A 20,718-nucleotide genomic window follows, 5' to 3' on the forward strand; every position below is an offset into this window, starting at 1 on the left:
CCGGGCCCTCAGGCCAGCGCAGCGACCACGGCGTCGTACGTCGCCCGGTCGGGAGCCGCGACGATGCCGCCCTGGAGGCCGCGCGGTGAGAGCGGCTGACCGTCGTGGCCGCCGATCACGCCGCCGGCCTCGGTGAGGATCAGGCTGCCTGGCAGGTGGTCCCACGGCATGCTGCGGCTGTAGACCAGCGCGGCGGCGTCGCCGGCCATCAGGCGCGGGTAGTCGACACCGCAGCAGGCCCAGGTGAGCTCCATCGTGCCGAGGTCGGCGAGCTCGCGACCGACCCACTGGCGACGTGCAGTGCGGTACGGCGCACCGGTGCCGGTCGTGACGACCAGCGGCTCGCCGTTGAGCGTGGCGCCGGAGCCACGCTCGGCGACGTACGCCTTGCCGTGCTGGGGCTGCCAGATCCAGCCGCGGGTCACCTCGTTGCCGACGACCTCGGCGACCATGACGGCGTGGTCGGGAGAGCCGTTGACGAAGTTCTTGGTGCCGTCGACGGGGTCGACGGTGAAGCCGTGCTCGGCCGCGTCGAAGCGCTGCAGCAGGGCCGGATCGGACGCCATCGCCTCCTCGCCAAGGATCACGGCGTCGGGGTAGGCAGCGTTGAGGGCGGCCGTGATGAGCGCCTCGGACTCGTGGTCCGCGATCGTCACCAGGTCGCCGGGGTTCTTCTCGGACACCTGGTGGTCGGCCAACGCCCGGAAGCGCGGGTTGATCACCTCGTCCGCCACGTCCTTGAGCAGGGCCAGCACGGAGTCGGTGTCCACACCTCCACGGTAGTGCGGCCGGGGCGCCAGTCGTGATTCGTCGTCCGTCATGCTGGTCACATGCGATTCACCGAGCACGAGCTGACCGTCGCGCTCGCCGGAGCGGGCAAGCTCGTGGTGGCGTCGAACCGCAAGCTGCGCCGCAAGGGCGTCGACATCGACACCGTGTGGGCCGAGATGGACCGCTTCCAGCGCTTCAAGGTCCTCGACGCACTCGGCGACCAGATCCTCCCGGTGCTCGTGGCGCTGCCCGACGTCGAGGTGGCCGCAGGCGCCCGGCCGTCGTACACGGACAGCGAGATCAGCGAGGTCGTCGCCCGACTCGCCGGTGACGGCCTCGGCCGGGTCAAGCGCGCCGTGGTGGTCAAGGCGCGGACCGCGCTCGTCCAGGCTGCGCTGGCCGCGCTCCCGCCCCGTCTCGATCCTGATGGTCTGGTGAGCGAGCAGTAGGGTGACGGCCGTGCGCGTGCAGGCGGTCGTGGTGACCTTCAACCGATTGCCCATGCTGCAGCGACTGATCCCGCGGCTGCTCGAGACCGACGGTCTGGAGCAGGTCCTCGTGGTCGACAACGCCTCGACCGACGGCACGGGGGAGTGGCTGGCAGGTCTGCAGTCCCCGGTCGTGCGCCACGAGACGCTCCCCACCAACACCGGTGGCGCCGGCGGCTTCCACCACGGACTCGGCTGGGCGGTCCGCGAGGGCGCCGACCTGGTCTGGTTGATGGACGACGACGGGATGCCCGCACCGGACTGCCTCGACCTGCTCCTGGCCCGCGTCGAGCGCGACGGCCTGGAGTTCTGCGGTCCCGCGGTGCTCGCCGAGCACGACCCGTCGCGACTCTGCTTCCCGATCCGCCTGCCAGGTGGCACCAAGGTCGTCCACGAGGTGGCCGCGGTCGAGGGGGCGGCCAGGGAGGGCCTGATCGACGGCGTCGTGATCCCGTTCAACGGCGTGCTCGTGACGCGGGACCTGGTCGAGCGGATCGGGCTGCCCCGCGAGGAGTTCTTCATCTGGGGCGACGACGTGGAGTACCTCTGGCGGGCCGAGCGCGCGGGTGCCCGGATCGCGACGGTCGTCGACGCGCACTTCCACCACCCCGCCACCGACGACCTCGGGACGCCGATGATGTGGGGCCGTACGACGTACAACCACACCCCGAGCGACCTCAAGCACTACTGCATGGCGCGCAACAACACGCTGAACCTGCGCGCCTACCGCGGGTGGGTCCACGTCCTGCTGTTCTGGCTCAAGACCGTGTGGTTCTACCTCGTCACCCGTCGCCAGCCCGGCCGGATCCCGTTGAGCGCCCGCGCGGCCGTGGCCGGCCTGCGCGGCGACTTCACGGGTCACCGGAGGTTCCTGCGATGACCGGCACCGACAAGGACACCGAGAAGGGCACCGAGAAGGTCGCCGTCGTCGTGGTGACCTACAACCGCGCCGACCTGCTCCGCGGCATGCTCGAGGGCCTGGCTGGCCTCGATCGGGCGCCCGAGGTGGTCTTCGTCGTCGACAACGCGAGCACCGACCACACCGCCGAGGTGCTGGCCGAGGCCGTGGCCTCCGGGATGCTGCCCCGCCTGGTCCCGATCACCTCGCCCGAGAACATCGGCGGCGCCGGCGGGTTCCACGCCGGTCTCAAGGCGGCGTACGACGACGGCAACGACGCGTTCTGGCTGATGGACGACGACGTCGTCCCCGCTCCCGACTGCCTCACCCGGCTGCTCGAGGTCGACGGGCCGTGCCTGATCGCCGTCCGCGAGGACCGCAGCGGTGCGCTGGTCGAGAAGGCCGCGCTCCGCTTCGACCTGGCCAACCCGCTCGCGATCCGGCCCAAGACGGCGAGCATCGACTCGACGTACCCGGACCGGGCCTCGATGCCGGCCACCGTCGAGGTGGAGAACGTCGCCTTCGAGGGGTTCTTCGTGCGCCGCACGGTGGTCGAGACGATCGGGCTGCCCGACCCGTCGTACTTCATCTTCTACGACGACGTGGACTTCGCGATCCGGGCCCGTCGTGCCGGGTTCGCGATCCTCGCGGTGCGTGACGCCGTCCTGGTCCGCCAGCTCGACTTCGACCAGCAGCACGACCTCGCGGGCTGGAAGGGCTACTACATGTACCGCAACCTGTTCGCGGTGCACTTCCGCTACGGCGAGAACGTCCTGGTCCGCCTCAAGCCGTGGCTGATCGCGCTCGTCGTGGTCCTCCTGAGCCCGCTGCGTGGGGGCCGCGCCGAGGTGCGCAACGTCACCCGTGGTGTACGTGACGCGCGTCGGATGCGGTCCCTACCGTCCCGATCCGTAGACTGACCCATCGTGTCACCTACTTCGTCGACCCCCGGTCTGCCCGATCTCGTCGTTGTCGGTTCCGGCTTCTTCGGTCTCACCATCGCTGAGCGCTGCGCCACCGACCTCGACCTCAAGGTGCTCGTCCTCGAGCGGCGCTACCACCTCGGCGGCAACGCCTACAGCGAGTTCGAGCCCGAGACGGGGATCGAGGTGCACAAGTACGGCACCCACCTCTTCCACACCAGCAACGAGCGGGTGTGGGAGTACGTCAACCGGTTCACCGCGTTCACGAACTACCAGCACAAGGTGTTCGGCAAGTACCAGGGACAGGTCTACTCCCTGCCGATGAACCTCGCGCTGATCAACAGCTTCTTCGGCAGGAGCCACACGCCGGACGAGGCGCGGGCGCTGATCGCCGAGCAGGCCAGCGAGATCGACACCAAGGACGCGAAGAACCTCGAGGAGAAGGCGATCAGCCTGATCGGGCGCCCGCTCTACGAGGCGTTCATCAAGGGCTACACCGCCAAGCAGTGGCAGACGGACCCCACCGAGCTCAGCGCCGAGATCATCACGCGCCTCCCGGTCCGCTACAACTTCGACAATCGCTACTTCAACGACAAGTACGAAGGCCTCCCGGTCGACGGCTACACCGCCTGGCTCGAGCGGATGGCCGACCACCCGAACATCGAGGTCCGCGTCGACACCGACTTCTTCGACGTGGCCGAGGAGTTCAAGGGCAAGGTCCCGATCGTCTACACCGGTCCCGTCGACGAGTACTTCGGCAACTCCGAGGGCCGCCTTTCCTGGCGCACGGTCGACCTCGAGTCCGAGGTCGTCGACGTCGACGACTACCAGGGCACCGGCGTGGTGAACGCCAACGACCAGGACGTCGCGTGGACCCGCGTGCTCGAGTTCAAGCACCTCCACCCCGAGCGCACCTACCTGCCCGGCAAGTCGGTCGTCGTGCACGAGTACAGCCGCTTCGCCGAGGACGACGACGAGCCGTACTACCCGATCAACACCGCCGAGGACCGCGCGAAGCTCCTGAAGTACCGCGACCTGGCCGCCAAGGAGCCGATGGTGCTCTTCGGTGGTCGACTCGGCACCTACAAGTACCTCGACATGCACATGGCGATCGCTGCGGCGCTCTCCATGTTCGACAACAAGCTCCGGCCGCACTTCGCTGACGGTGCCGAGCTCAAGAGTGGTGGGGTGGACGCATGACCACGACGACGGACCCGGGCGCCGCGGCGACCGTGAAGCGCGTCCTCCAGCGACAGATCCTGCCGCTGGACAGCGACGTCGACGTCCTGCCGCTCTATCTCGACCCCGAGGAGTCCAACCTCGACGAGGACAAGTACGTCGTCGGCGGTTCGCGGGGCGCCAAGGAGCTCAACGCCGCCTCGATCCGGCAGAAGACCTCGACCGGACGCACGGTGCGCCCCGACCAGGTGCTCTCCCGCACCGCCGTCCACATCCCGACGGGGGAGAAGCTCTCCTTCGGAACGTACTTCAACGCGTTCCCGGCGAGCTACTGGCGCCGCTGGACCCTCGTCACCGCGGTCACCCTCAGCGTGACCATCCGTGGTGCCGGCGCCACCCTCATCGTGAACAAGTCGATGGCCAACGGCCGCCAGCAGAAGGTCGCCAGCGGCGTGACCGACGCCGAGGGCTCGACCACCCTCACCTTCGACCTGCCGCTCGGTCCGTTCATCGACGGCGGCTGGTACTGGTACGACGTCCTGGCCGGCCACGGTGACGTGACCGTCGAGTCCGCCGAGTGGTCCGCCGACGTCCCGGCCGACCGTGCCGAGCACGGCACCGTCGACCTGGCCATCACCACCATGAACCGCCCGGACTTCTGCGCCGAGCTGCTCGTCCAGCTCGGCACCCCCGAACTCCTGCCCTACCTCGACTCCGTCTTCGTCATGGAGCAGGGCACCAAGCTCGTCACCGACAGCCCGACCTTCCCCGCAGCCCGGGCCGGCCTGGGCGAGAAGCTCCGGGTCATCGAGCAGGGCAACCTCGGTGGCTCCGGCGGCTATGCCCGCGGCCAGCTCGAGTCCGTCCGCAAGGGCACCGCGACCTACGCGATGATGATGGACGACGACGTCGTCTGCGAGCCCGAGGGCATCATCCGCGCGGTCACCTTCGGTGACCTCGCCCGCCGTTCGACCATCGTCGGCGGCCACATGTTCAGCCTCTACGCCAAGAGCCGCCTGCACAGCTTCGGTGAGATCATCCAGCCGTACCGCTTCTGGTGGATGTCGCCGCGCGACGGCTACAACGACTGGGACTTCGGTGCCCGCAACCTGAGGTCCGCGCGGTGGCTGCACAAGCGCCAGGACGTCGACTTCAACGGCTGGTTCATGTGCCTGATCCCGCGCAAGGTGCTCGAGGAGATCGGCCTGTCGCTCCCGCTCTTCATCAAGTGGGACGACTCCGAGTACGGCCTGCGCGCCAAGGCTGCGGGCTTCCCGACGGTCACCTTCCCCGGTGCCGCGGTCTGGCACGTGCCGTGGACCGACAAGAACGACGCGCTGGACTGGCAGGCCTACTTCCACCAGCGCAACCGCTACGTCGCGGCGCTGCTGCACTCCGGCTACCCCCGCGGTGGCCGCCTGCTCCCGGAGAGCATCGCCTTCGACCTGGCCCACCTGGTCTCGATGCAGTACTCCACCGTCGAGCTCCGCCTCCAGGCCCTCGAGGACGTCCTCGCCGGTCCGCACGGGCTGCACGGGATGCTGGCCACCCGCCTCGGTGAGGTCAACGCGTTCCGCAAGGAGTTCACCGACGCGCAGCTGCACGCCGACCCGGACGACTTCCCGCCCGTACGCCGGCAGAAGCCGCCGCGCAAGGGCAAGGACATGACCGAGGTCCCCGGCCGGCTCTCGAAGGTCATCACCGCCGGCCTCGCCCCGATCCGCCAGCTCAAGGAGCCCCGCGACCTCGCGAAGGAGTTCCCCGAGGTGGAGGTCCGCGCGATGGACGCCAAGTGGTACCGCATCGCCAGCTTCGACTCAGCGGTCGTCTCCATGAACGACGGCACCTCCGCGGCGCTCTACGTGCGCGACCGCGACCGCTACAAGGCGCTCGTGCGCCGTACCATCGAGCTCCACCGCCGGTTCCGCCGCGACTGGGACGACATCGCGGCCGAGTACCGCGCCGCGCTGGGCGACATCACCTCGCCGGAGACGTGGGAGAAGACCTTCGCCCCCTGGACCGAGGGGGCGAGCGATGACTGACATCGCGACCGACGACCTGTCGCGCAACCCCGAGGACATCCCGCTCAAGCCGCCGTCCGCGGACAACGGGCTCTTCGCGGTCTTCCAGCGTCACTACCTGCTCCGGCTGCTGGTGCAGCGCGAGATCAGCGCCCGCTACCAGGGCTCCTTCCTCGGCCTGATGTGGTCCTACATCAACCCGCTGACCCAGTTCTTCATCTACTGGTTCGTCATCGGGTTCCTGTTCCAGCTCCACAAGGACCTGCCGAACTTCCCGATCCACCTGTTCTCGGCGCTGATCCTGGTCCACTTCTTCAACGAGACCTTCGGCGCGGGCACCCGGTCGATCATGCGCAACAAGGCGCTCGTCGTGAAGATGGCGATGCCACGCGAGATGTTCCCCGTGGCGACCATGCTGGTCTCGCTCTACCACGTGGTCCCGCAGGTCGTCGTGCTCGTGATCGCCTGCGTCCTGAGCGGCTGGACCCCCGACGCCGTCGCCGTGGTCTGCCTGGTCCTGGCGCTGCTGATCATTGCTGCGATCGGCCTGTCCGGGGCGCTGCTCTTCAGTGCCGCGAACGTCTTCTTCCGCGACTTCGGCAACATCGTCAACGTGCTGACGAACTTCGTCCGCTTCGGCGTCCCGATGATGTACCCCTACGCGATGGTGCACGACCGGTTCGGCCGCTTCGCCGACTACTACCTGCTCAACCCGCTGGCCGACGCTGTCGTGCTCTTCCAGCGCGCCTTCTGGGTGCCAACCATCAGCGACGCCGAGATGGCTGAGCTCGAGGCCAGGGGAGACGTGATCATGCCGGACAACCTGCTCACCCACGGCTTCGTGGCCCTCGCCTTCTGCCTCGTCCTGCTCGCCTTCTCCCAGTGGGTGTTCAGCCGGCTTGAGAACAAGATCCCGGAGCGCCTCTGATGACGACCTCGATCCTCCTGGAGAACGTCACCAAGGAGTTCACCCTCCGCTACCACCGGACCTTCAAGGAGGTCACGGTCGCCAAGGCCCGCGGGGTCAAGACCAGCGACCGGTTCAACGCCCTCGAGGACGTGTCCTTCAAGGTCGAGGCGGGCGAGTCGATCGGTCTGATGGGCCTCAACGGCTCCGGCAAGTCGACCCTGCTGAAGATGATCAACGGCGTCATGCGCCCCGACAACGGCACCCTGCTGACCCGCGGCCGCATCGCCGGCCTGATCGCCACCGGAGCCGGCTTCCACCCCCAGCTCAGCGGTGAGGAGAACCTCGTCCTCAACGCCGCCATCCTCGGCATGTCCGAGCGTGAGCTCAAGCGGAAGTACGACGACATCGTCGCCTTCGCCGACCTCGGCCGCACCCTCGAGGCACCCGTCGGCCACTACTCGTCCGGCCAGCGCGCGCGCCTCGGCTTCGCCGTCGCCGTCCACGTCGACTCCGACATCTTCCTCGCCGACGAGGTCCTCGCCGTCGGCGACAAGCCCTTCCGCGCGAAGTGCATGAAGAAGATGATGGAGATCCGCGACAGCGGCCGCACCCTCGTCTACGTCAGCCACTCACCCGCCTCGGTCGAGAAGATGTGCAGCCGCGTCATCGTCCTCGAGAAGGGCCGCCTCGGCTTCGACGGCGAGCCCAAGGCCGGCATCCACTACCTCGAGTACGACACCCCCGACAGTGACAACGAGATCACCGACGACGAGATGGGCAACGACATCTGAGTTGGATGGGCCGAGCGTGTCGCTCATCGAGTGACTCGCCCAGTCGGTCTGACGGCAAGACAGTCGCTCTCGCTCGTCAACGGCTCGGCGGATGAGTGTCCCTCGTGGTCCATCGGCCGCCGCGAAGTGCGTGGTTTTCTCCATCCAAGTGCGTCTCGTGCACCCCCGCCGTCGTACCTGGGCGGAGAAAACGCGACCCCTGGCCGGAGAGAACCGCGCACTTCGCGCACCACGGCGCAGCCGACCCCCTCAGGCCCGGCCACCACCCGCCGATCGAGAAATCTGCACGTTGTCGGCGTGTCGACTGGAAATTACAGCCGTGTAGTTACTCACCGCCTCTTCACAACTCCTGTGACGCATGTGAAAGTTGCTACTCGTGTGACACCTTCCCCGGCACACAGGTCTGGAGCAGCAGCCATGTCGAAGCACGTCCTGGAGGGCCCGCAGCGGGCTCATCGGATCAAGTTCGTGACCCTTTGCCAGCAGATGCTGGCGCTCGCGGTCGTGGTCGCGGTGCTCACGCCCGCCGCCCGTACGGTGACGATGGACGTTCGTCCGACCCACCCGCTCGACCTGTCGCCGAGCGACGTCGCGCTCCAGGCGGCGCCCACCGAGGTGCCCACCGCGCCGGTCGAGGCCGAGGTCGAGGAGTACGCCCTGACGCCCCAGGACGACGCTGGCGGCTCCGGAGCGAGCTCTGAGGTGCACGCGAGCGAGAAGCTCACTGCCGATGGCGGGGAAGTCATCAACAGCGACGTGGTGCCGGTCGAGGGGTACGGCACGGTCGGCGTGACGTGGGATCGCGCCAACGAGGTCTCCGACGACGCGATCGGGATCCAGGTCCGCACGAAGACCGGGGACTCCTGGTCGGGCTGGACGGACGCGGAGTACCACGACGAGCACGGCCCCGACCCCCGTACGGCGGAGGGCCGCAACGCCCGTCCCGGGACAGACGCACTGCTGGTCGGCCACGTCGACGCCGTCCAGGTGAAGGTGACGACCCAGGACGGCGCGCCGACCGACATGAAGCTCGCCGTCGTCGACCCGGGCGACGCCGCCTCGACCGCGAAGGAGAGGCCCGCGATCGACACGTCGCGTCTGTCCTCCAGCGCGTCGGTGGACGACGGCACGACCGGGGACCCCGCGAGCGACACCCCGCTGACCGAGCAGCCCTCGAGCGACGGTGACCTGGCGATGCAGGCCGGCGTGGTGACACCGAAGCCCAAGATCTACTCCCGGGCCCAGTGGGGGGCCGACGAGTCGATCCGGGATGCGTCGTCACTGAGCTACTACGAGGTGCACGCAGGCTTCGTGCACCACACGGTCAACGCCAACAACTACACGTCGGCGGAGGTGCCCGGGATCATCCGGAGCATCTACAACTACCACGTCAAGACGCGCGGCTGGAGCGACATCGGCTACAACTTCCTGGTCGACAAGTACGGCCGGATCTGGGAGGGCCGCGCGGGCGGCGTGGACCGCCCTGTGGTCGGCGCGCACACCCAGGGCTACAACCAGTACTCCTTTGCGATGTCGGCCATCGGCAACTACGAGACCGCGCAGCCGACGTCCGCGATGATCACGGCGTACGCCCAGGTCTTCGCCTGGAAGCTCTCCCTGCACGGCGTCTCGGCCAGCAGCACCAGCCAGCGGGTCGGGTCGAAGTCGTTCAGGGCGATCAACGGTCACCGCGACGCAGGGAGCACTGCGTGTCCGGGGCGCTACCTCTATGCGCAGATCCCGGCGATCCGCACGAAGGCGCGGGCGCTGCAGAAGTCGTGGAGCGGTCGTGAGCTCGAGTCGAACATGGCCGGCGCGAGCCAGCCGGACCTGATCGTGCGTCGTGCGTCGGACGGTCGCGGCATGGTGTTGCCGATCCGGCCGAGCGGTGGGCGCTACATCTTCGACGCCCCGATCAGCACCGGCCGCAACTTCACGGGTCTCACCAAGTTCTGGAAGGCGGGCGACTGGGACCGGGACGGCGAGGTCGACGTGATCGGCGTCCGTCGCTCCGACAAGCGCCTGCTGTTGTACCGGGGCCTCGGCGGCGGCAAGCTCGCCACCGGTGTGGTCCTCAGCGGTCCGATCACCGCCTGGCGCCTGGTGGCGCCGGTGGGTGACGTCACCGGCGACGGCTGGCCGGACCTGATGGCCCAGTCGAAGGCCGGGGCCGCGATGCGGATCTACCCGGGCAACGGCCTGTCCGGCTTCAAGACCAGCTATCCGGCGTACGCCGCGATCGGGGACGGCGAGCACCTCGCGGTGGGCCGCTGGAACACCGACGGGGCGCCCGACAGCATCGTGCGTCGCGGCAACGTCCTGACGCTCTACCTGGGCAACGGGCCCGGTGGTTGGACCTCGGCCAAGACGCTCAAGGGCACGGCGACCAACTACGACTGGTACGTCCCGGTGGCGTCGGTGGACCCCGAGGGGCACACGGACATCATTGCGAGGGACAAGCGCAACAACAACGTCTACTTCATCCCGGTGACGACGGCCGGCTTCGGTACGCCGGTGATCGTGGCGCGGGCGACGGGTTACGACATGGCCGGCTGACCGGCGCCACCACGAACGGCTTGTCCTGGTCGTCTAGGCAGGGAAGCGGGCAGTGGCACGCTCGGCGGCGTACGCCGCCTCGAGCAGGCCCTGAACGGCCTTGGCGACCAGGACGAGTGAACCGCCCTGGGTGAGCGGTTCACTGAAGGTCGCGGGCTCCGAGAGGGGATTCGCGACCGAGAGGAGGCGGCCGCCGCCCACCAGCGTGCCGGCGGCTGCCTCTCCCCACAGCGTGGCGTGGGTGACCTCGCCGGCGGGGGAGGAGAGCGCGATGTCCTCGGGACCGGGCGGGTCCCACGGTGTGAAGGCGTCGGGCTGGGACCAGATCTCCACCCCGACGTCGCGTACGCCGGCCGGCAGCGGGTCCTTGAACCGCACGCCCATCGGCAGCAGTGCGCAGGCGAGCACCTCGACGTCGGGACCGTGGGCTGCCCACCCCTCGACGGCGTCGGGGCCGCAGACCACGGCGGACAGGTCGGTGGCCGGGTCGGCCGGGTCCGGCAGGGGGACGACGACCAGTCCGGCGTTCCAGGCCGCGCCGACGAAGACGGTCCCGAGCCAGTGCGGCGGCAGGTCGATCCCGATCCGGTCACCGCGCTCGAGGCCGAGTTCGTCGACCAGCAGGGAGCTGGCCTTGGCGACCCAGTTGGCCCACGTGGTCACCGAGAGCTCCACGCGTTCGCCGGTGTCGTGGTCGTAGAAGGTGACCAGCGGCTGCCCGGGGTCGTTGCGGAGTCGTCTGGTCAGTACGTCGGCGAAGGTGGTCGCGCTCCCGGTCGTCACTGTGTCGAGGATAGGGTGCCGCGCATGGTCGCTGACGAGATCCCCGGCTTCTGGGCCGTGGTCCCCGCGGGCGGAGCCGGCACCCGGCTCTGGCCGCTGTCCCGTTCCCGCTCGCCGAAGTTCCTCCACGACCTCACCGGTTCTGGTCGCACGCTGCTCGAGCAGACCGCTGATCGCCTCTCGCCGCTGGTGGGGGACCGGGTGCTGGTGGTGACCGGCGAGGCCCACCGTGACGCCGTCCGCGCCCAGCTGCACACGTTGCCCGAGGACGCCGTCCTCGCCGAGCCGTCGGCCCGCGACTCGATGGCGGCGATCGGGTTGGCTGCGGCCGTCCTGGAGCGCCGCGAGGCCGAGGTGATGGGCTCCTTCGCCGCCGACCACGTGATCGGCGACGTCGAGGCCTTCAGCCGGACGGTGGCGGACGCCGTTGCCGCCGCCCGCGAGGGCTGGCTGGTCACGATCGGGATCGAGCCGACCTTCGCGTCCTCGGCGTTCGGCTACATCCACCAGGGCGATGCGCTGGAGGGCCACCCCGGTGTGCGCCGGGTCGTGGAGTTCGTCGAGAAGCCGTCGGTGCCCGTTGCCGAGGAGTACCTCGCCACCGGCCGCTACCGGTGGAACGCCGGGATGTTCGTCGTACGCCCCACCGTGCTGCTCGACCTGCTCGCCGAGCAGGATCCCGCCTTCGCGGCCACGCTGCGCGCGATCGCCGCCGAGCCGGACCGCCTCGCCGAGCTCTGGGACACCCTCCCGCGGATCGCGATCGACCACGCCGTGGCCGAGCCTGCCGCCACGGCGGGCAAGGTGGCCACGGTCCCCGGCGGCTTCGGTTGGGACGACGTCGGCGACTTCGACTCCCTCGCCACGCTGCTGGGCGCCGACGAGAAGTGCACGGTCCTCGGCGAGGAGTCCCTGACCCACCTGATCGGCGCCACCGGCATCGTGGTGCCCGGCTCAGGACGGGTCGTGGCCGTGATCGGCCTGGACGACGTGGTCGTCGTGGACACCCCCGACGCCCTCCTGGTGACCACCCGCGCGCGTGCGCAGGAGGTCAAGAACATCGTGGCTGCCCTCAAGGACCAGGGTCGTACGGACCTGACCTGACGGGTGGCCCCGCTGGCCGCGAAGTGCGTGGTTCTCTCCACCGAAGTGGCTGGTCTTCTCCGCCGAAGGCCCCGCGCTCGCGCCGTGGTTCATACGCTCGGCGTGCCGCCAGGCGTTCCCAGCCACCTACCGGAGCCAACTGCGCGCGCGGCAGCGCGTCGGGAGCGAAGCTCCGGCAGCTTGCTGCCCCCGCCGCAGCGGAGACGCGCTCGCGCAGAACTACGGAACGAAGGGCTCGGGCGCGTCGGTGAAGGGGTACTTCTTCATGAAGCTCTTCAGGGCCTCGCCGCTGGCGTCGGTGCAGTACTGCCACGCGCCGAACGACTTCTCGTTGGCGGCGTCGTTGCGCCAGTGGGTGAAGGCGATGTGCTGACCCTTGGGGAAGCCCTTGCCGGTCTCCTTGGCGTCGTCGGACGTCCACGGGGCGGCCTTGAACTTCAGGCGCTGGTTCGTGTCGTTGGCGTCGAGGGTCGCGGCCATCGCCTTGATCGCGGCGATCTCCCCGGAGTTCTTGGCGGCGGTGGCGTCGTACCAGAGGATCGTGTAGCCGTGCTCGAGGTTGTGCACGAGTGACTCGAGCTCGGGGCGGGTGTCGGCCGTGTAGTACCGGTCGGTGATCGGGGCGGGCGCGAGGCCGGCCTCGTTCCAGTGCGCGCCGAAGGCCGGGGGAGCTTCCTCGTAGGTGACCTGCTGGTCCTTGTCGACGTGGTCGCCGCTGCCCGTGGCCTCCTTCTCGGTGATCTCACCGCAGGCGTCGGCGCTGGCGCCGATGTCGGCCAGGTCCTTGCCCGCGTAGCGCTGCTTCTCGATCGCGGTCTTGATCGGATTGAACGCCGCAGCGCCCACGATCAGGAAGGCGACGAGCACGCAGATACCGACGATGGCCCTGCCCTGACGCTTCTCGGCGCTCTTCTGCTTGCGCCTGATGTCGTCGATGACTTGGCGACGGTCCGACTTCTCGGACTTGCTTGACTTGGCCACGGTGCGGGGCTACCTCGTCTGGGTGGGTGCGGCGGAACGCGGTGAGTCTACGGAGTCCGTGGGCGAAGGCGCAGGTCGGTGTCGTCATCGACCACTGACCAGCCGTGGGCGAAGGCGACGATGTCGACCGCTGCGCGCTTCTCGGAGGGGCAGATGACCTCTCCCGACGGGTCCACCGCGGCAGTGATTCCGGCTCGCCCGAGGGCTCCGGCGAGGTCGTGGGAGTCGACGGGCGAGCCGAAGGGGGCCTGCCCCGAGGCGTCGCCGGCGACAGCGCGTACGACGGCCTCCCGGGCGCCGTACCCGAACAGGTCGGCGCCCTCGGCCCGGATGAGTACGGCGGCACCGGACCCGTCCTCGCCGGGAGGCAGCACGAGGTCGCCACGACCCCGGACCAGGGCGCAGGGGCGGGCGCCGAGCTTGCTCTGGGCGAGCTCGGCGGCGCCGGCGATCTCGTCGGCGACGGCGGGTGCGGTCACGGCGAGCTCGTTGCCGTGGGCGTCGAGGCGACCGGCGAACGACTCCAGGACCCGCAGGCCGGCGGCACCGATCGCGATGTCGGTCTGGCCTTCGCGCCAGGCCCGCCCGGCGGTGTCGGTCACGATCACGCCGACGTTCGCGCCGGTCCGCTCGGCGACGGCCCGACGGAGGTGGCGGGCCGAGGCGTCGGGGTCCTCCGGGAGCAGCACGATGGAGCCGACCTCCACGTTGGAGGCGTCGATGCCGGCGGCAGCCATGATCAGGCCGAGCCGGTTGCGCACGATCCGGGTGGGGCCGCGGTGGGCGACCAGGCGGACGCTCTCCGCGTCGATCCACGACTCGCGATCGCCCCGGACGACGCGTCCCTCGGCCTTGCTGACGACCTTGCTGGTCACCACGAGGATGTCGCCGTCGACGACCGTGCCCGCGCCGAGGGCCTCGAGCAGGGCCGCAGCGAGGTCGGTGCCCGCCTCGATCTCGGGTACGCCGTCAGGGGCGATGACGCTCAGTGCGCCGGGCATCAGCGGCCGCTCACCAGGTCGAGGGCGGCGGCAGCCATCGCTGCGGTCGCGTCGTGGTCGGTCATCATCAGGGGGACCGCTGCGGCGTCGATCCCTGCGGCGCGGAGGCGGTCGAGCTGGTCGGCATCGCGCGTGTCGACGAGCCAGCCGTCGAGGACCCCGCCGTTGGCCCGGGCGCCGTAGTTGAGGCCCACCCCGGCGGCGCTGACCTCGACGCCGATCGCGTTGAGCATCTGCTCCGCCATGCCGCGCACGTGCGAGGCGCCGACGATCGGGGAGAGGCCGACGACGCGTGCGGACGTGGCCCGGATCGCCTCGCGGACGCCGGGGACGCCGAGGATCGTGCCGACGGAGACGACGGGGTTGGACGGCGGGAGGATCACGACGTCGGCGCCGGTGATGGCGCCGAGGACGCCGGGCGCCGGGGTCGAGGAGTCGAGGCCGACGAAGACGACGTTCTCGGCCGGCACCTGCGCGCGCAGGCGGACCCAGTACTCCTGGAAGTGCATGACGCGCTTGCCGCTCGCCGCCTCGGCGTCGGCGACGGCGACGTGGGTCTCGACCCGGTCGTCGGTCATCGGGAGCAGGGTCACCTGCTCGCCGTACACCGGCTCGAGCCAGCGTCGGCACAACGCCTGGGTGACGCTGGACAGCGGGAATCCGGCGTCGAGCATCTGGGTGCGCACCAAGTGGGTCGCGATGTCGCGGTCGCCGAGGCCGAACCAGGTCGGCTCGACGCCGTACGCCTCGAGCTCGGCCTTCGCGCTCCAGGACTCCTCGCGCCGTCCCCACCCGCGCTCGAGGTCGATCCCGTCGCCGAGGGTGTACATCACGGTGTCGAGATCGGGACAGACCTTGAGGCCGTGGACCCACCAGTCGTCGCACGTGTTGGCGATCACCTTCACGTGGGCGTCGGTGCCCACCCCCGGCAGCGCTCCCGTGCGAATGGCGTACAAAAGTCCCTGGAGGAACTTCGCGCCACCCATGCCGCCCGAGAGGACGGTGAGGTGCTGCGGTTTCGCATCTGGTGTCTCTTCCACGAGGGTCAACTGTGCCAAGTGCCCGCGACCTTGGTCCCGGCGGGCCGCGTATAGCAGATTCGGCCTTGACTCTTTGGGTATGACACGTATGTAATTCCACATGTGTCGTTCGGGCACGGGTCGAGTTGTAAAGGGGCGAAAACGTGAGAGAACTCTTCCTGGTCGAGGCAGAGTCAGAGGAACTTGGTTGGCAGGAGCGCGCTCTGTGCGCTCAGACCGACCCTGAGGCGTTCTTCCCTGAGAAGGGTGGATCGACGCGCGAGGCCAAGAAGGTCTGCCAGACCTGCGAGGTTCGCGTGGAGTGCCTGGAGGCAGCTCTGGGCAAGGACGAGCGGTTCGGGATCTGGGGCGGACTCTCCGAGCGGGAGCGACGCAAGCTCAAGAAGCGCGCCGTGTGACGCGTGTCAGACCTTCCTGCTGACGGTTCGCCCCCTTCGGACCGTCAGACGTAAGGTCTGACCTCGTGTCGCAACAACCCGAGGTCGCTGTCCTCCTGGTCAGCCACGACGGCGCCTCCTGGCTGCCGGCTGTCCTCGAGGGGTTGCTCGCGCAGACGGCGCCGATCAGCGCCGTCGTCGCGATCGACACCGCGAGCAAGGACGACAGCCCGGGCCTGATCCGTGCCGCCCTCGACGGCCGCGTCCCCCTCGCGGTCCGTGACCTGCCCGGGTCCACCGGCTTCCCCGAGGCCATCGACGACGGTCTGCTCGCCCTGAGGGCCGCGGGCCGGGATCCGGAGTGGATCTGGATCCTCCACGACGACGCCCGACCCGCTCCGAGTGCCCTCGCCGAGCTGCTGGCCGCCAGCCTCGCGCACGCGGAGGCGGACATCCTCGGCCCGAAGCTGCGCGAGTGGCCGTCGCTGCGGCGCCTGCTCGAGCTCGGCGTGACCATCAGCGGCACGGGTCGGCGCGAGACCGGCCTCGAGCGCGGTGAGTACGACCAGGGCCAGCACGACGACGTCCACGAGGTGCTCGCGGTCAACACCGCCGGGATGCTGGTGCGCCGCCGCGTCCTGACCGAGCTCGGCGGCTTCGACCGGGCGCTGTCGATCTTCGGCAACGACATCGATCTCGGGTGGCGGGCTGCCGCGGCCGGTCGCACGACGCTGATCGTCCCGCGGGCCGTCGTGTTCCACGCCGAGGCCGCCCATCGCGGGATCCGTCGGACTCCGCTCACCGGCCGCCACACCCACTTCCAGGAGCGTCGCGCGGCACTCTTCACGCTGCTCGCGAACTGCCGCAGCGCCACGCTGCCCTTCCAGGTGCTGCGCCTGGCGATGGGCACGCTGCTGCGGGTCCTGGGACTGTTCTGCGTGCGCGCCGTGGGCGAGGGGCTCGACGAGGTCGCCGCGCTGATCTCGGTGCTGCGTCACCCCGGTGACGTCCGTGCCGCCCGTCGCACGCGTGCCGAGGCGGTCGCGAGGCTGCGAGGCGCCGACGGCGCCGACCAGACACGGGTACGACGACTGCTGGCGCCCTGGTGGCTGCCCTACCGTCACGGGCTCGACTTCTTCGGCGACCTCGTCGACGCGGCGACCAGCCAGGCCGCCGACGTCGCGGACCGGCGTCGCGCGGCTGCGGCCGAGCGGGACGCCGCCACCGCTGCACCTGCCGCCCGCCACCGCGACGACGACGAGGACTTCGCCGACACCGGGTGGGCGGTGCGCTTCTTCACCAGCCCGACCGCACTCGCCACGGCGGTCGTGGTGATCGCGCTGCTGGTCGGCGTCCGCGACGTCGTCGGTGGCGTGAGCGGTGGAGCGCTGTCGCCGACCCCGGGCTCGGCGGGCGACTGGTGGCGCCTCCACCTGGAGGGCTGGCACCCGATCGGCTTCGGCTCGGAGGTCCCGGCGCCGGCGTACGTCCTGCCGCTGGCCGTGCTCGGCACCCTCGCTGGGCCCTCCCTGCTCGTGTCCCTCCTGATGGCCCTCGCCGCACCCGTCGCGCTCTGGGGTGCGTGGCGCTTCCTGCGGGTGGTCGGCCGGCTCGTCACGCCGTACGGCGCCCCCCGCTGGTTGCTGCTGTGGGGATCGGTCACCTGGGCCCTCGTGCCGCTCGCGTCCGGCGCGTGGGGTGGCGGCCGGTGGGGCGTGGTGGTCGCTGCGGCCGTCCTGCCGTGGCTCGCCCATGCCGCCCTCGGTTTCGCCGACCCCGACGCCGCCCACCGCTGGCGCGCCGGCTGGCGCACCGGTCTGGCGCTCGCCCTGCTCACCGCGGTCGCGCCCTCGGCCTGGCTCGTGTTCGCGGTCCTGATCGGCATCCTGCTGGGGTTCGCGGTCCGCCTGGTCCCCAACGAGGTGGGGGAGCGATCGGTCTGGGGGCCACCCGTGGCCGCGATCGCCGTCCCGCTGCTCGTGCTGGTGCCCTGGTGGCTGCCCGCGCTCCTCGAGGGAGCCGTGCTGACGACGGTCCTGGACGTCGGCCGCTGGCCGGTGGCCGCGACCTCCGGCTGGGACCTGCTCGCCGGTCGGCTCGGTGACCTCGGCGCCCCCACCGTCGTCGGCTTCGCGCTGCCCGTGCTCGCCGTGCTCGCCCTGATCCCCAAGGCGACCCGGATCCCGGTGCTGGTCTGCTGGGTGGTCGCTGCCGTGACCGCGGTCGTCGCGATCCCGCTGGCCGTGACCTCGGTGGGCCTGGTCGGCGCCGGCTCCCAGCAGCCCGGTGTCGGGATCGTCCTCCTGCTGCTGCAGGCGTCGTGGCTCACCGCTGCGCTGCTCGGCGGGCTGTCCCTGCACCACCTCGGCGACCAGCGTCGTCCGGTCCAGGCGGGGCTCGCGCTCGTCGGCCTGGTCGGCGTGCTGGCACCGCTCGTGGGACTGGTCTGGTTCGCCGGTTGGGGAGGCGAGGACCTCGCCGACGACCAGCCCTCCGACGTCCCCGTCTACATGGCGCAACGGGCCGAGCAGGCCGACCAGGACGGCGTCCTCGTCCTGCGCGGCAGCATCGACGAAGGCCTGCGCTACGAGGTGCACCGCGGTGACGGCCCGACCCTCGGCGAGGACGAGATCGCCGCCCTCACCTCCGAGGACGAGGACGCCACCGCGGTCATCCGTGGCCTGGTGACCTCGCCGGACCCCGACGCTGCTGGGGAGCTCGCCCGCCGCGGCATCCTGTACGTCGTCCAGGCCCAGCCGGTCGACGGGGAGATCTCGGCCAGCCTCGATGCGACCTCCGGCCTCGTGCAGGCGAGCTCCGCGCGGGGCACCCGCGCCTGGCAGGTCGATCCCGGCCCCGAGCCCCTCCCCGAGCACTCCTCGTGGGCCCGCGGGATCCTGCTGATCGCCCAGGGCGCAGCGATCCCGGTGCTCGTCGTGCTCGCCCTGCCCCCGCTGCGAAGGAGTCGCGATGAGTGAGACCGCGAGCGGCGGACGCCGCGCCTCGACCGGCCGGGAGCGCCGTGTCGACGTGCTCGTCGGCCTGGCGATCCTGCTGCCCGCCCTCGTGGCCGTCAGCGTCGGTCTGATCGGCTCCGAGGACGACCCGTTCGGTGGACCCCGGCTGCCGACCACGGCGGCCCTCACCTCGGCCACGGTCGTGTGCCCCAGTGGCGTGACGAGCGGCGGGAGCGTCCGGGTGACCCGCGTTCCCGAGGTCCCCGGCGGTGAGCTGAGCGTCGGCGACGACACGATCACCGTCGAGGCAGGCGCCAGCGTCGCCGTACCCGCACCGGACGGTCCGGTCGTCCTCGACGGCCAGGGCCGGGCCGCCCCCGGCATCGCCGCGGGCCGCGACGAGCCGCTCGCCGTTCCCGAGTGCCGGGCGCCGTCGTACGACGAGTGGCTGGTCGGTGTCGGCGCGTCCGCCCGTTACGCCACGACGATCGAGCTGGTGAACCCCGACGACAGCGACGCGGTCGTCGACCTGGCGCTGCAGGGTGAGGACGGACCGATCGAGGAGCCCGCCCTGCGCGGCCTCGAGGTGCCCGCGAACAGCACACGGCAGGTCGACCTGGCCGCCGTCGCGCCGCGTACCGAGACCACGGCCGCGCACCTCACCGTCGTCCGCGGCCGGGTGACGGCGACGGCGCGCAACACCTCGGACCCGCTCGGTCGGGGACGCGTCACCACGGACTTCCTCCCGGCCGACACCGAGGCCGCCACCGACAGCCTGATCCTCGGCGTGCCGGCGGCACCCACCCAGCTGATGCTCCACCTCGCCAACCCCGGGGACGACGAGGTCCGGGTGACCACGCGCCTCGTGTCAGGCGAGGCCGTCTTCACGCCGACCGGTGCGGAGGAGGTCGACGTCGCGCCGCACTCGATGGTCTCCGTCGATCTCACCGAGGTCCTGTCCGGCGACGTCGCGAAGGGCGTGGTCGGGATCCAGGTCGACTCCACGGGGCCCGTGGTGTCGTCCGCGATGGGCCTGGTCCGTGGCGACCTCGTCCTGCTCGCTCCGGCGCCCGAGCTGAGTGACCCGGCCGCGACGGTGCTGCCGCGGGGCGCGAAGACCCTCCTGCTCGGCGGAGCCACCCGCACCGGCGTCGTCCACGTCGTGTCGTACGACGCCCGCGGCACCGTCCTCGCCGACGAGCGGGTCGAGACCGGCGCCGGTCGGGCCGACAGCCTCGCGCTGCCGCCGGGCGCGGTCTCGGTCACGGTCGAGGCCCGCAACACCCGGATCCACGCCGTGGTCAGCATCGCGACCGGCGGCAGGACCCCGGGCCTCGCGACCGTCCGGGTCCGTCCGGCCGAGCTGCGCGCGCAGATCCCCGTCGTCGTGCCGGAGTAGGACCCCTGAGGGCGTGGGTCAGTCGTCGTCGGCCGAGTAGCGCGGGTCGACCTCGCCCGGGTCGACGCCGAGCAGCTCGGCGACCTGCTCGACCACGACGGTCAGGATGATCGCCTCGAGGTCGGCGCGGTCGGTGGCCCGGTGCTCGAGCGGGCGGCGGAAGACGACCAGCCGCGACGGGGTCGCGCCGCTGCCGCGCACGAGGGACGACAGGGGGACCCGCCCCGAGTCCCAGTCGTCGGGCAGCTGCGGGGTGTCCTCCACGGCGTACTCGACCAGGCCGAGGTGCTCGGACCACCGGGCATCGATCTCGGTGACCACGTCGAGCATGATCCGGTCGAACACCTCGCGGCGGCTGCGCGGTCGGGGCGGGGTGTGCTCGCGCGAGGGCCAGGTCAGCGGCAGCACGGCCGGTCCGCGCATCCCACGCCCGCGACGGTCACGTCGCGGGGGCCCGGTTCGCCCGGCCAGCCCAGTCGGCTCGGCGTCCCCCTGATCCTCGGTCACGATCAGCGAGCCTATCCAGCGCGGGGGCGCCG

At 70.7% G+C, this 20,718-nt stretch carries 18 protein-coding genes; 12 read left to right on the top strand and 6 right to left on the bottom strand.

What is annotated here, in order from left to right:
* Window positions 1-8 precede the first annotated feature (8 nt).
* Window positions 9-770 carry an inositol monophosphatase family protein gene (locus tag ASE01_RS03770; protein ID WP_056748694.1) on the bottom strand — a complete coding sequence of 254 codons (762 nt, stop codon included), beginning with the start codon at window positions 768-770 and terminating at the stop codon, window positions 9-11.
* A gap of 60 nt (window positions 771-830) precedes the next feature.
* Here ASE01_RS03770 and ASE01_RS03775 point away from each other — a divergent pair, with 60 nt between their 5' ends.
* From ASE01_RS03775 to ASE01_RS03810, 8 genes are all read left to right on the top strand, one after another.
* On the top strand, window positions 831-1,220 hold the full coding sequence (locus ASE01_RS03775; protein WP_056748695.1) for a hypothetical protein: 390 nt from the start codon (window positions 831-833) through the stop codon (window positions 1,218-1,220).
* A gap of 10 nt (window positions 1,221-1,230) precedes the next feature.
* Window positions 1,231-2,139 carry a glycosyltransferase family 2 protein gene (locus tag ASE01_RS03780; protein ID WP_235535847.1) on the top strand — a complete coding sequence of 303 codons (909 nt, stop codon included), beginning with the start codon at window positions 1,231-1,233 and terminating at the stop codon, window positions 2,137-2,139.
* Window positions 2,136-3,077 (top strand): glycosyltransferase family 2 protein, encoded by a 942-nt coding sequence (locus ASE01_RS03785; protein ID WP_056748696.1) that lies wholly within the window; start codon window positions 2,136-2,138, stop codon window positions 3,075-3,077. The genes ASE01_RS03780 and ASE01_RS03785 overlap by 4 nt, the downstream gene beginning before the upstream one ends.
* Window positions 3,078-3,083: 6 nt before the next feature.
* The gene (glf, locus tag ASE01_RS03790) at window positions 3,084-4,280 is read left to right on the top strand and encodes a UDP-galactopyranose mutase (RefSeq protein ID WP_235535848.1); all 1,197 of its coding nucleotides are present in this window, start codon (window positions 3,084-3,086) and stop codon (window positions 4,278-4,280) included.
* Window positions 4,277-6,301, top strand: a complete 2,025-nt coding sequence (locus ASE01_RS03795; RefSeq protein ID WP_056748698.1) for a glycosyltransferase — start codon at window positions 4,277-4,279, stop codon at window positions 6,299-6,301. The genes glf and ASE01_RS03795 overlap by 4 nt, the downstream gene beginning before the upstream one ends.
* On the top strand, window positions 6,294-7,208 hold the full coding sequence (locus tag ASE01_RS03800) for an ABC transporter permease (protein WP_056748699.1): 915 nt from the start codon (window positions 6,294-6,296) through the stop codon (window positions 7,206-7,208). The genes ASE01_RS03795 and ASE01_RS03800 overlap by 8 nt, the downstream gene beginning before the upstream one ends.
* Window positions 7,208-7,981 (top strand): ABC transporter ATP-binding protein, encoded by a 774-nt coding sequence (locus ASE01_RS03805; RefSeq protein ID WP_056748700.1) that lies wholly within the window; start codon window positions 7,208-7,210, stop codon window positions 7,979-7,981. The genes ASE01_RS03800 and ASE01_RS03805 overlap by 1 nt, the downstream gene beginning before the upstream one ends.
* A 417-nt stretch (window positions 7,982-8,398) precedes the next feature.
* On the top strand, window positions 8,399-10,537 hold the full coding sequence (locus ASE01_RS03810; protein ID WP_056748701.1) for an N-acetylmuramoyl-L-alanine amidase: 2,139 nt from the start codon (window positions 8,399-8,401) through the stop codon (window positions 10,535-10,537).
* 33 nt (window positions 10,538-10,570) lie between these two features.
* Here ASE01_RS03810 and ASE01_RS03815 read toward each other — a convergent pair whose 3' ends face one another.
* The gene (locus ASE01_RS03815; protein ID WP_056748702.1) at window positions 10,571-11,320 is read right to left on the bottom strand and encodes a TIGR03089 family protein; all 750 of its coding nucleotides are present in this window, start codon (window positions 11,318-11,320) and stop codon (window positions 10,571-10,573) included.
* Window positions 11,321-11,344: 24 nt separating this feature from the next.
* On the opposite strand from ASE01_RS03815, the gene ASE01_RS03820 reads away from it, so the two are divergent.
* Window positions 11,345-12,424 (top strand): mannose-1-phosphate guanylyltransferase, encoded by a 1,080-nt coding sequence (locus tag ASE01_RS03820; protein WP_056748703.1) that lies wholly within the window; start codon window positions 11,345-11,347, stop codon window positions 12,422-12,424.
* Window positions 12,425-12,643: 219 nt separating this feature from the next.
* Here ASE01_RS03820 and ASE01_RS03825 read toward each other — a convergent pair whose 3' ends face one another.
* The 3 genes from ASE01_RS03825 to cofD are packed head-to-tail and all read right to left on the bottom strand — an operon-like array spanning window position 12,644 to window position 15,446.
* On the bottom strand, window positions 12,644-13,405 hold the full coding sequence (locus ASE01_RS03825) for a DUF3105 domain-containing protein (RefSeq protein ID WP_056748704.1): 762 nt from the start codon (window positions 13,403-13,405) through the stop codon (window positions 12,644-12,646).
* 47 nt (window positions 13,406-13,452) lie between these two features.
* Window positions 13,453-14,406: a coenzyme F420-0:L-glutamate ligase gene (cofE, locus tag ASE01_RS03830; RefSeq protein ID WP_056748705.1), complete on the bottom strand. Its 954-nt coding sequence runs from the start codon at window positions 14,404-14,406 to the stop codon at window positions 13,453-13,455.
* Window positions 14,406-15,446: a 2-phospho-L-lactate transferase gene (cofD, locus tag ASE01_RS03835; RefSeq protein ID WP_235535849.1), complete on the bottom strand. Its 1,041-nt coding sequence runs from the start codon at window positions 15,444-15,446 to the stop codon at window positions 14,406-14,408. The genes cofE and cofD overlap by 1 nt, the downstream gene beginning before the upstream one ends.
* A 143-nt stretch (window positions 15,447-15,589) precedes the next feature.
* Here cofD and ASE01_RS03840 point away from each other — a divergent pair, with 143 nt between their 5' ends.
* The 3 genes from ASE01_RS03840 to ASE01_RS03850 all read left to right on the top strand — a co-directional run bounded on the left by ASE01_RS03840 (window position 15,590) and on the right by ASE01_RS03850 (window position 20,179).
* Window positions 15,590-15,844, top strand: a complete 255-nt coding sequence (locus ASE01_RS03840) for a WhiB family transcriptional regulator (RefSeq protein WP_056748707.1) — start codon at window positions 15,590-15,592, stop codon at window positions 15,842-15,844.
* A gap of 65 nt (window positions 15,845-15,909) precedes the next feature.
* Complete coding sequence (locus ASE01_RS03845; protein ID WP_056748708.1) at window positions 15,910-18,801, top strand: glycosyltransferase; 2,892 nt, start codon at window positions 15,910-15,912, stop codon at window positions 18,799-18,801.
* Entirely contained in the window at window positions 18,794-20,179 is a 1,386-nt protein-coding gene (locus tag ASE01_RS03850; protein WP_056748709.1) for a DUF5719 family protein, read from the top strand. The genes ASE01_RS03845 and ASE01_RS03850 overlap by 8 nt, the downstream gene beginning before the upstream one ends.
* An 18-nt stretch (window positions 20,180-20,197) precedes the next feature.
* On the opposite strand, the gene ASE01_RS03855 is transcribed toward ASE01_RS03850, so the two are convergent.
* Window positions 20,198-20,686: a metallopeptidase family protein gene (locus tag ASE01_RS03855; RefSeq protein ID WP_235535850.1), complete on the bottom strand. Its 489-nt coding sequence runs from the start codon at window positions 20,684-20,686 to the stop codon at window positions 20,198-20,200.
* Window positions 20,687-20,718 lie beyond the last annotated feature (32 nt).

Source organism: Nocardioides sp. Root190 (genome assembly GCF_001428565.1).
Taxonomy (GTDB): domain Bacteria; phylum Actinomycetota; class Actinomycetes; order Propionibacteriales; family Nocardioidaceae; genus Nocardioides.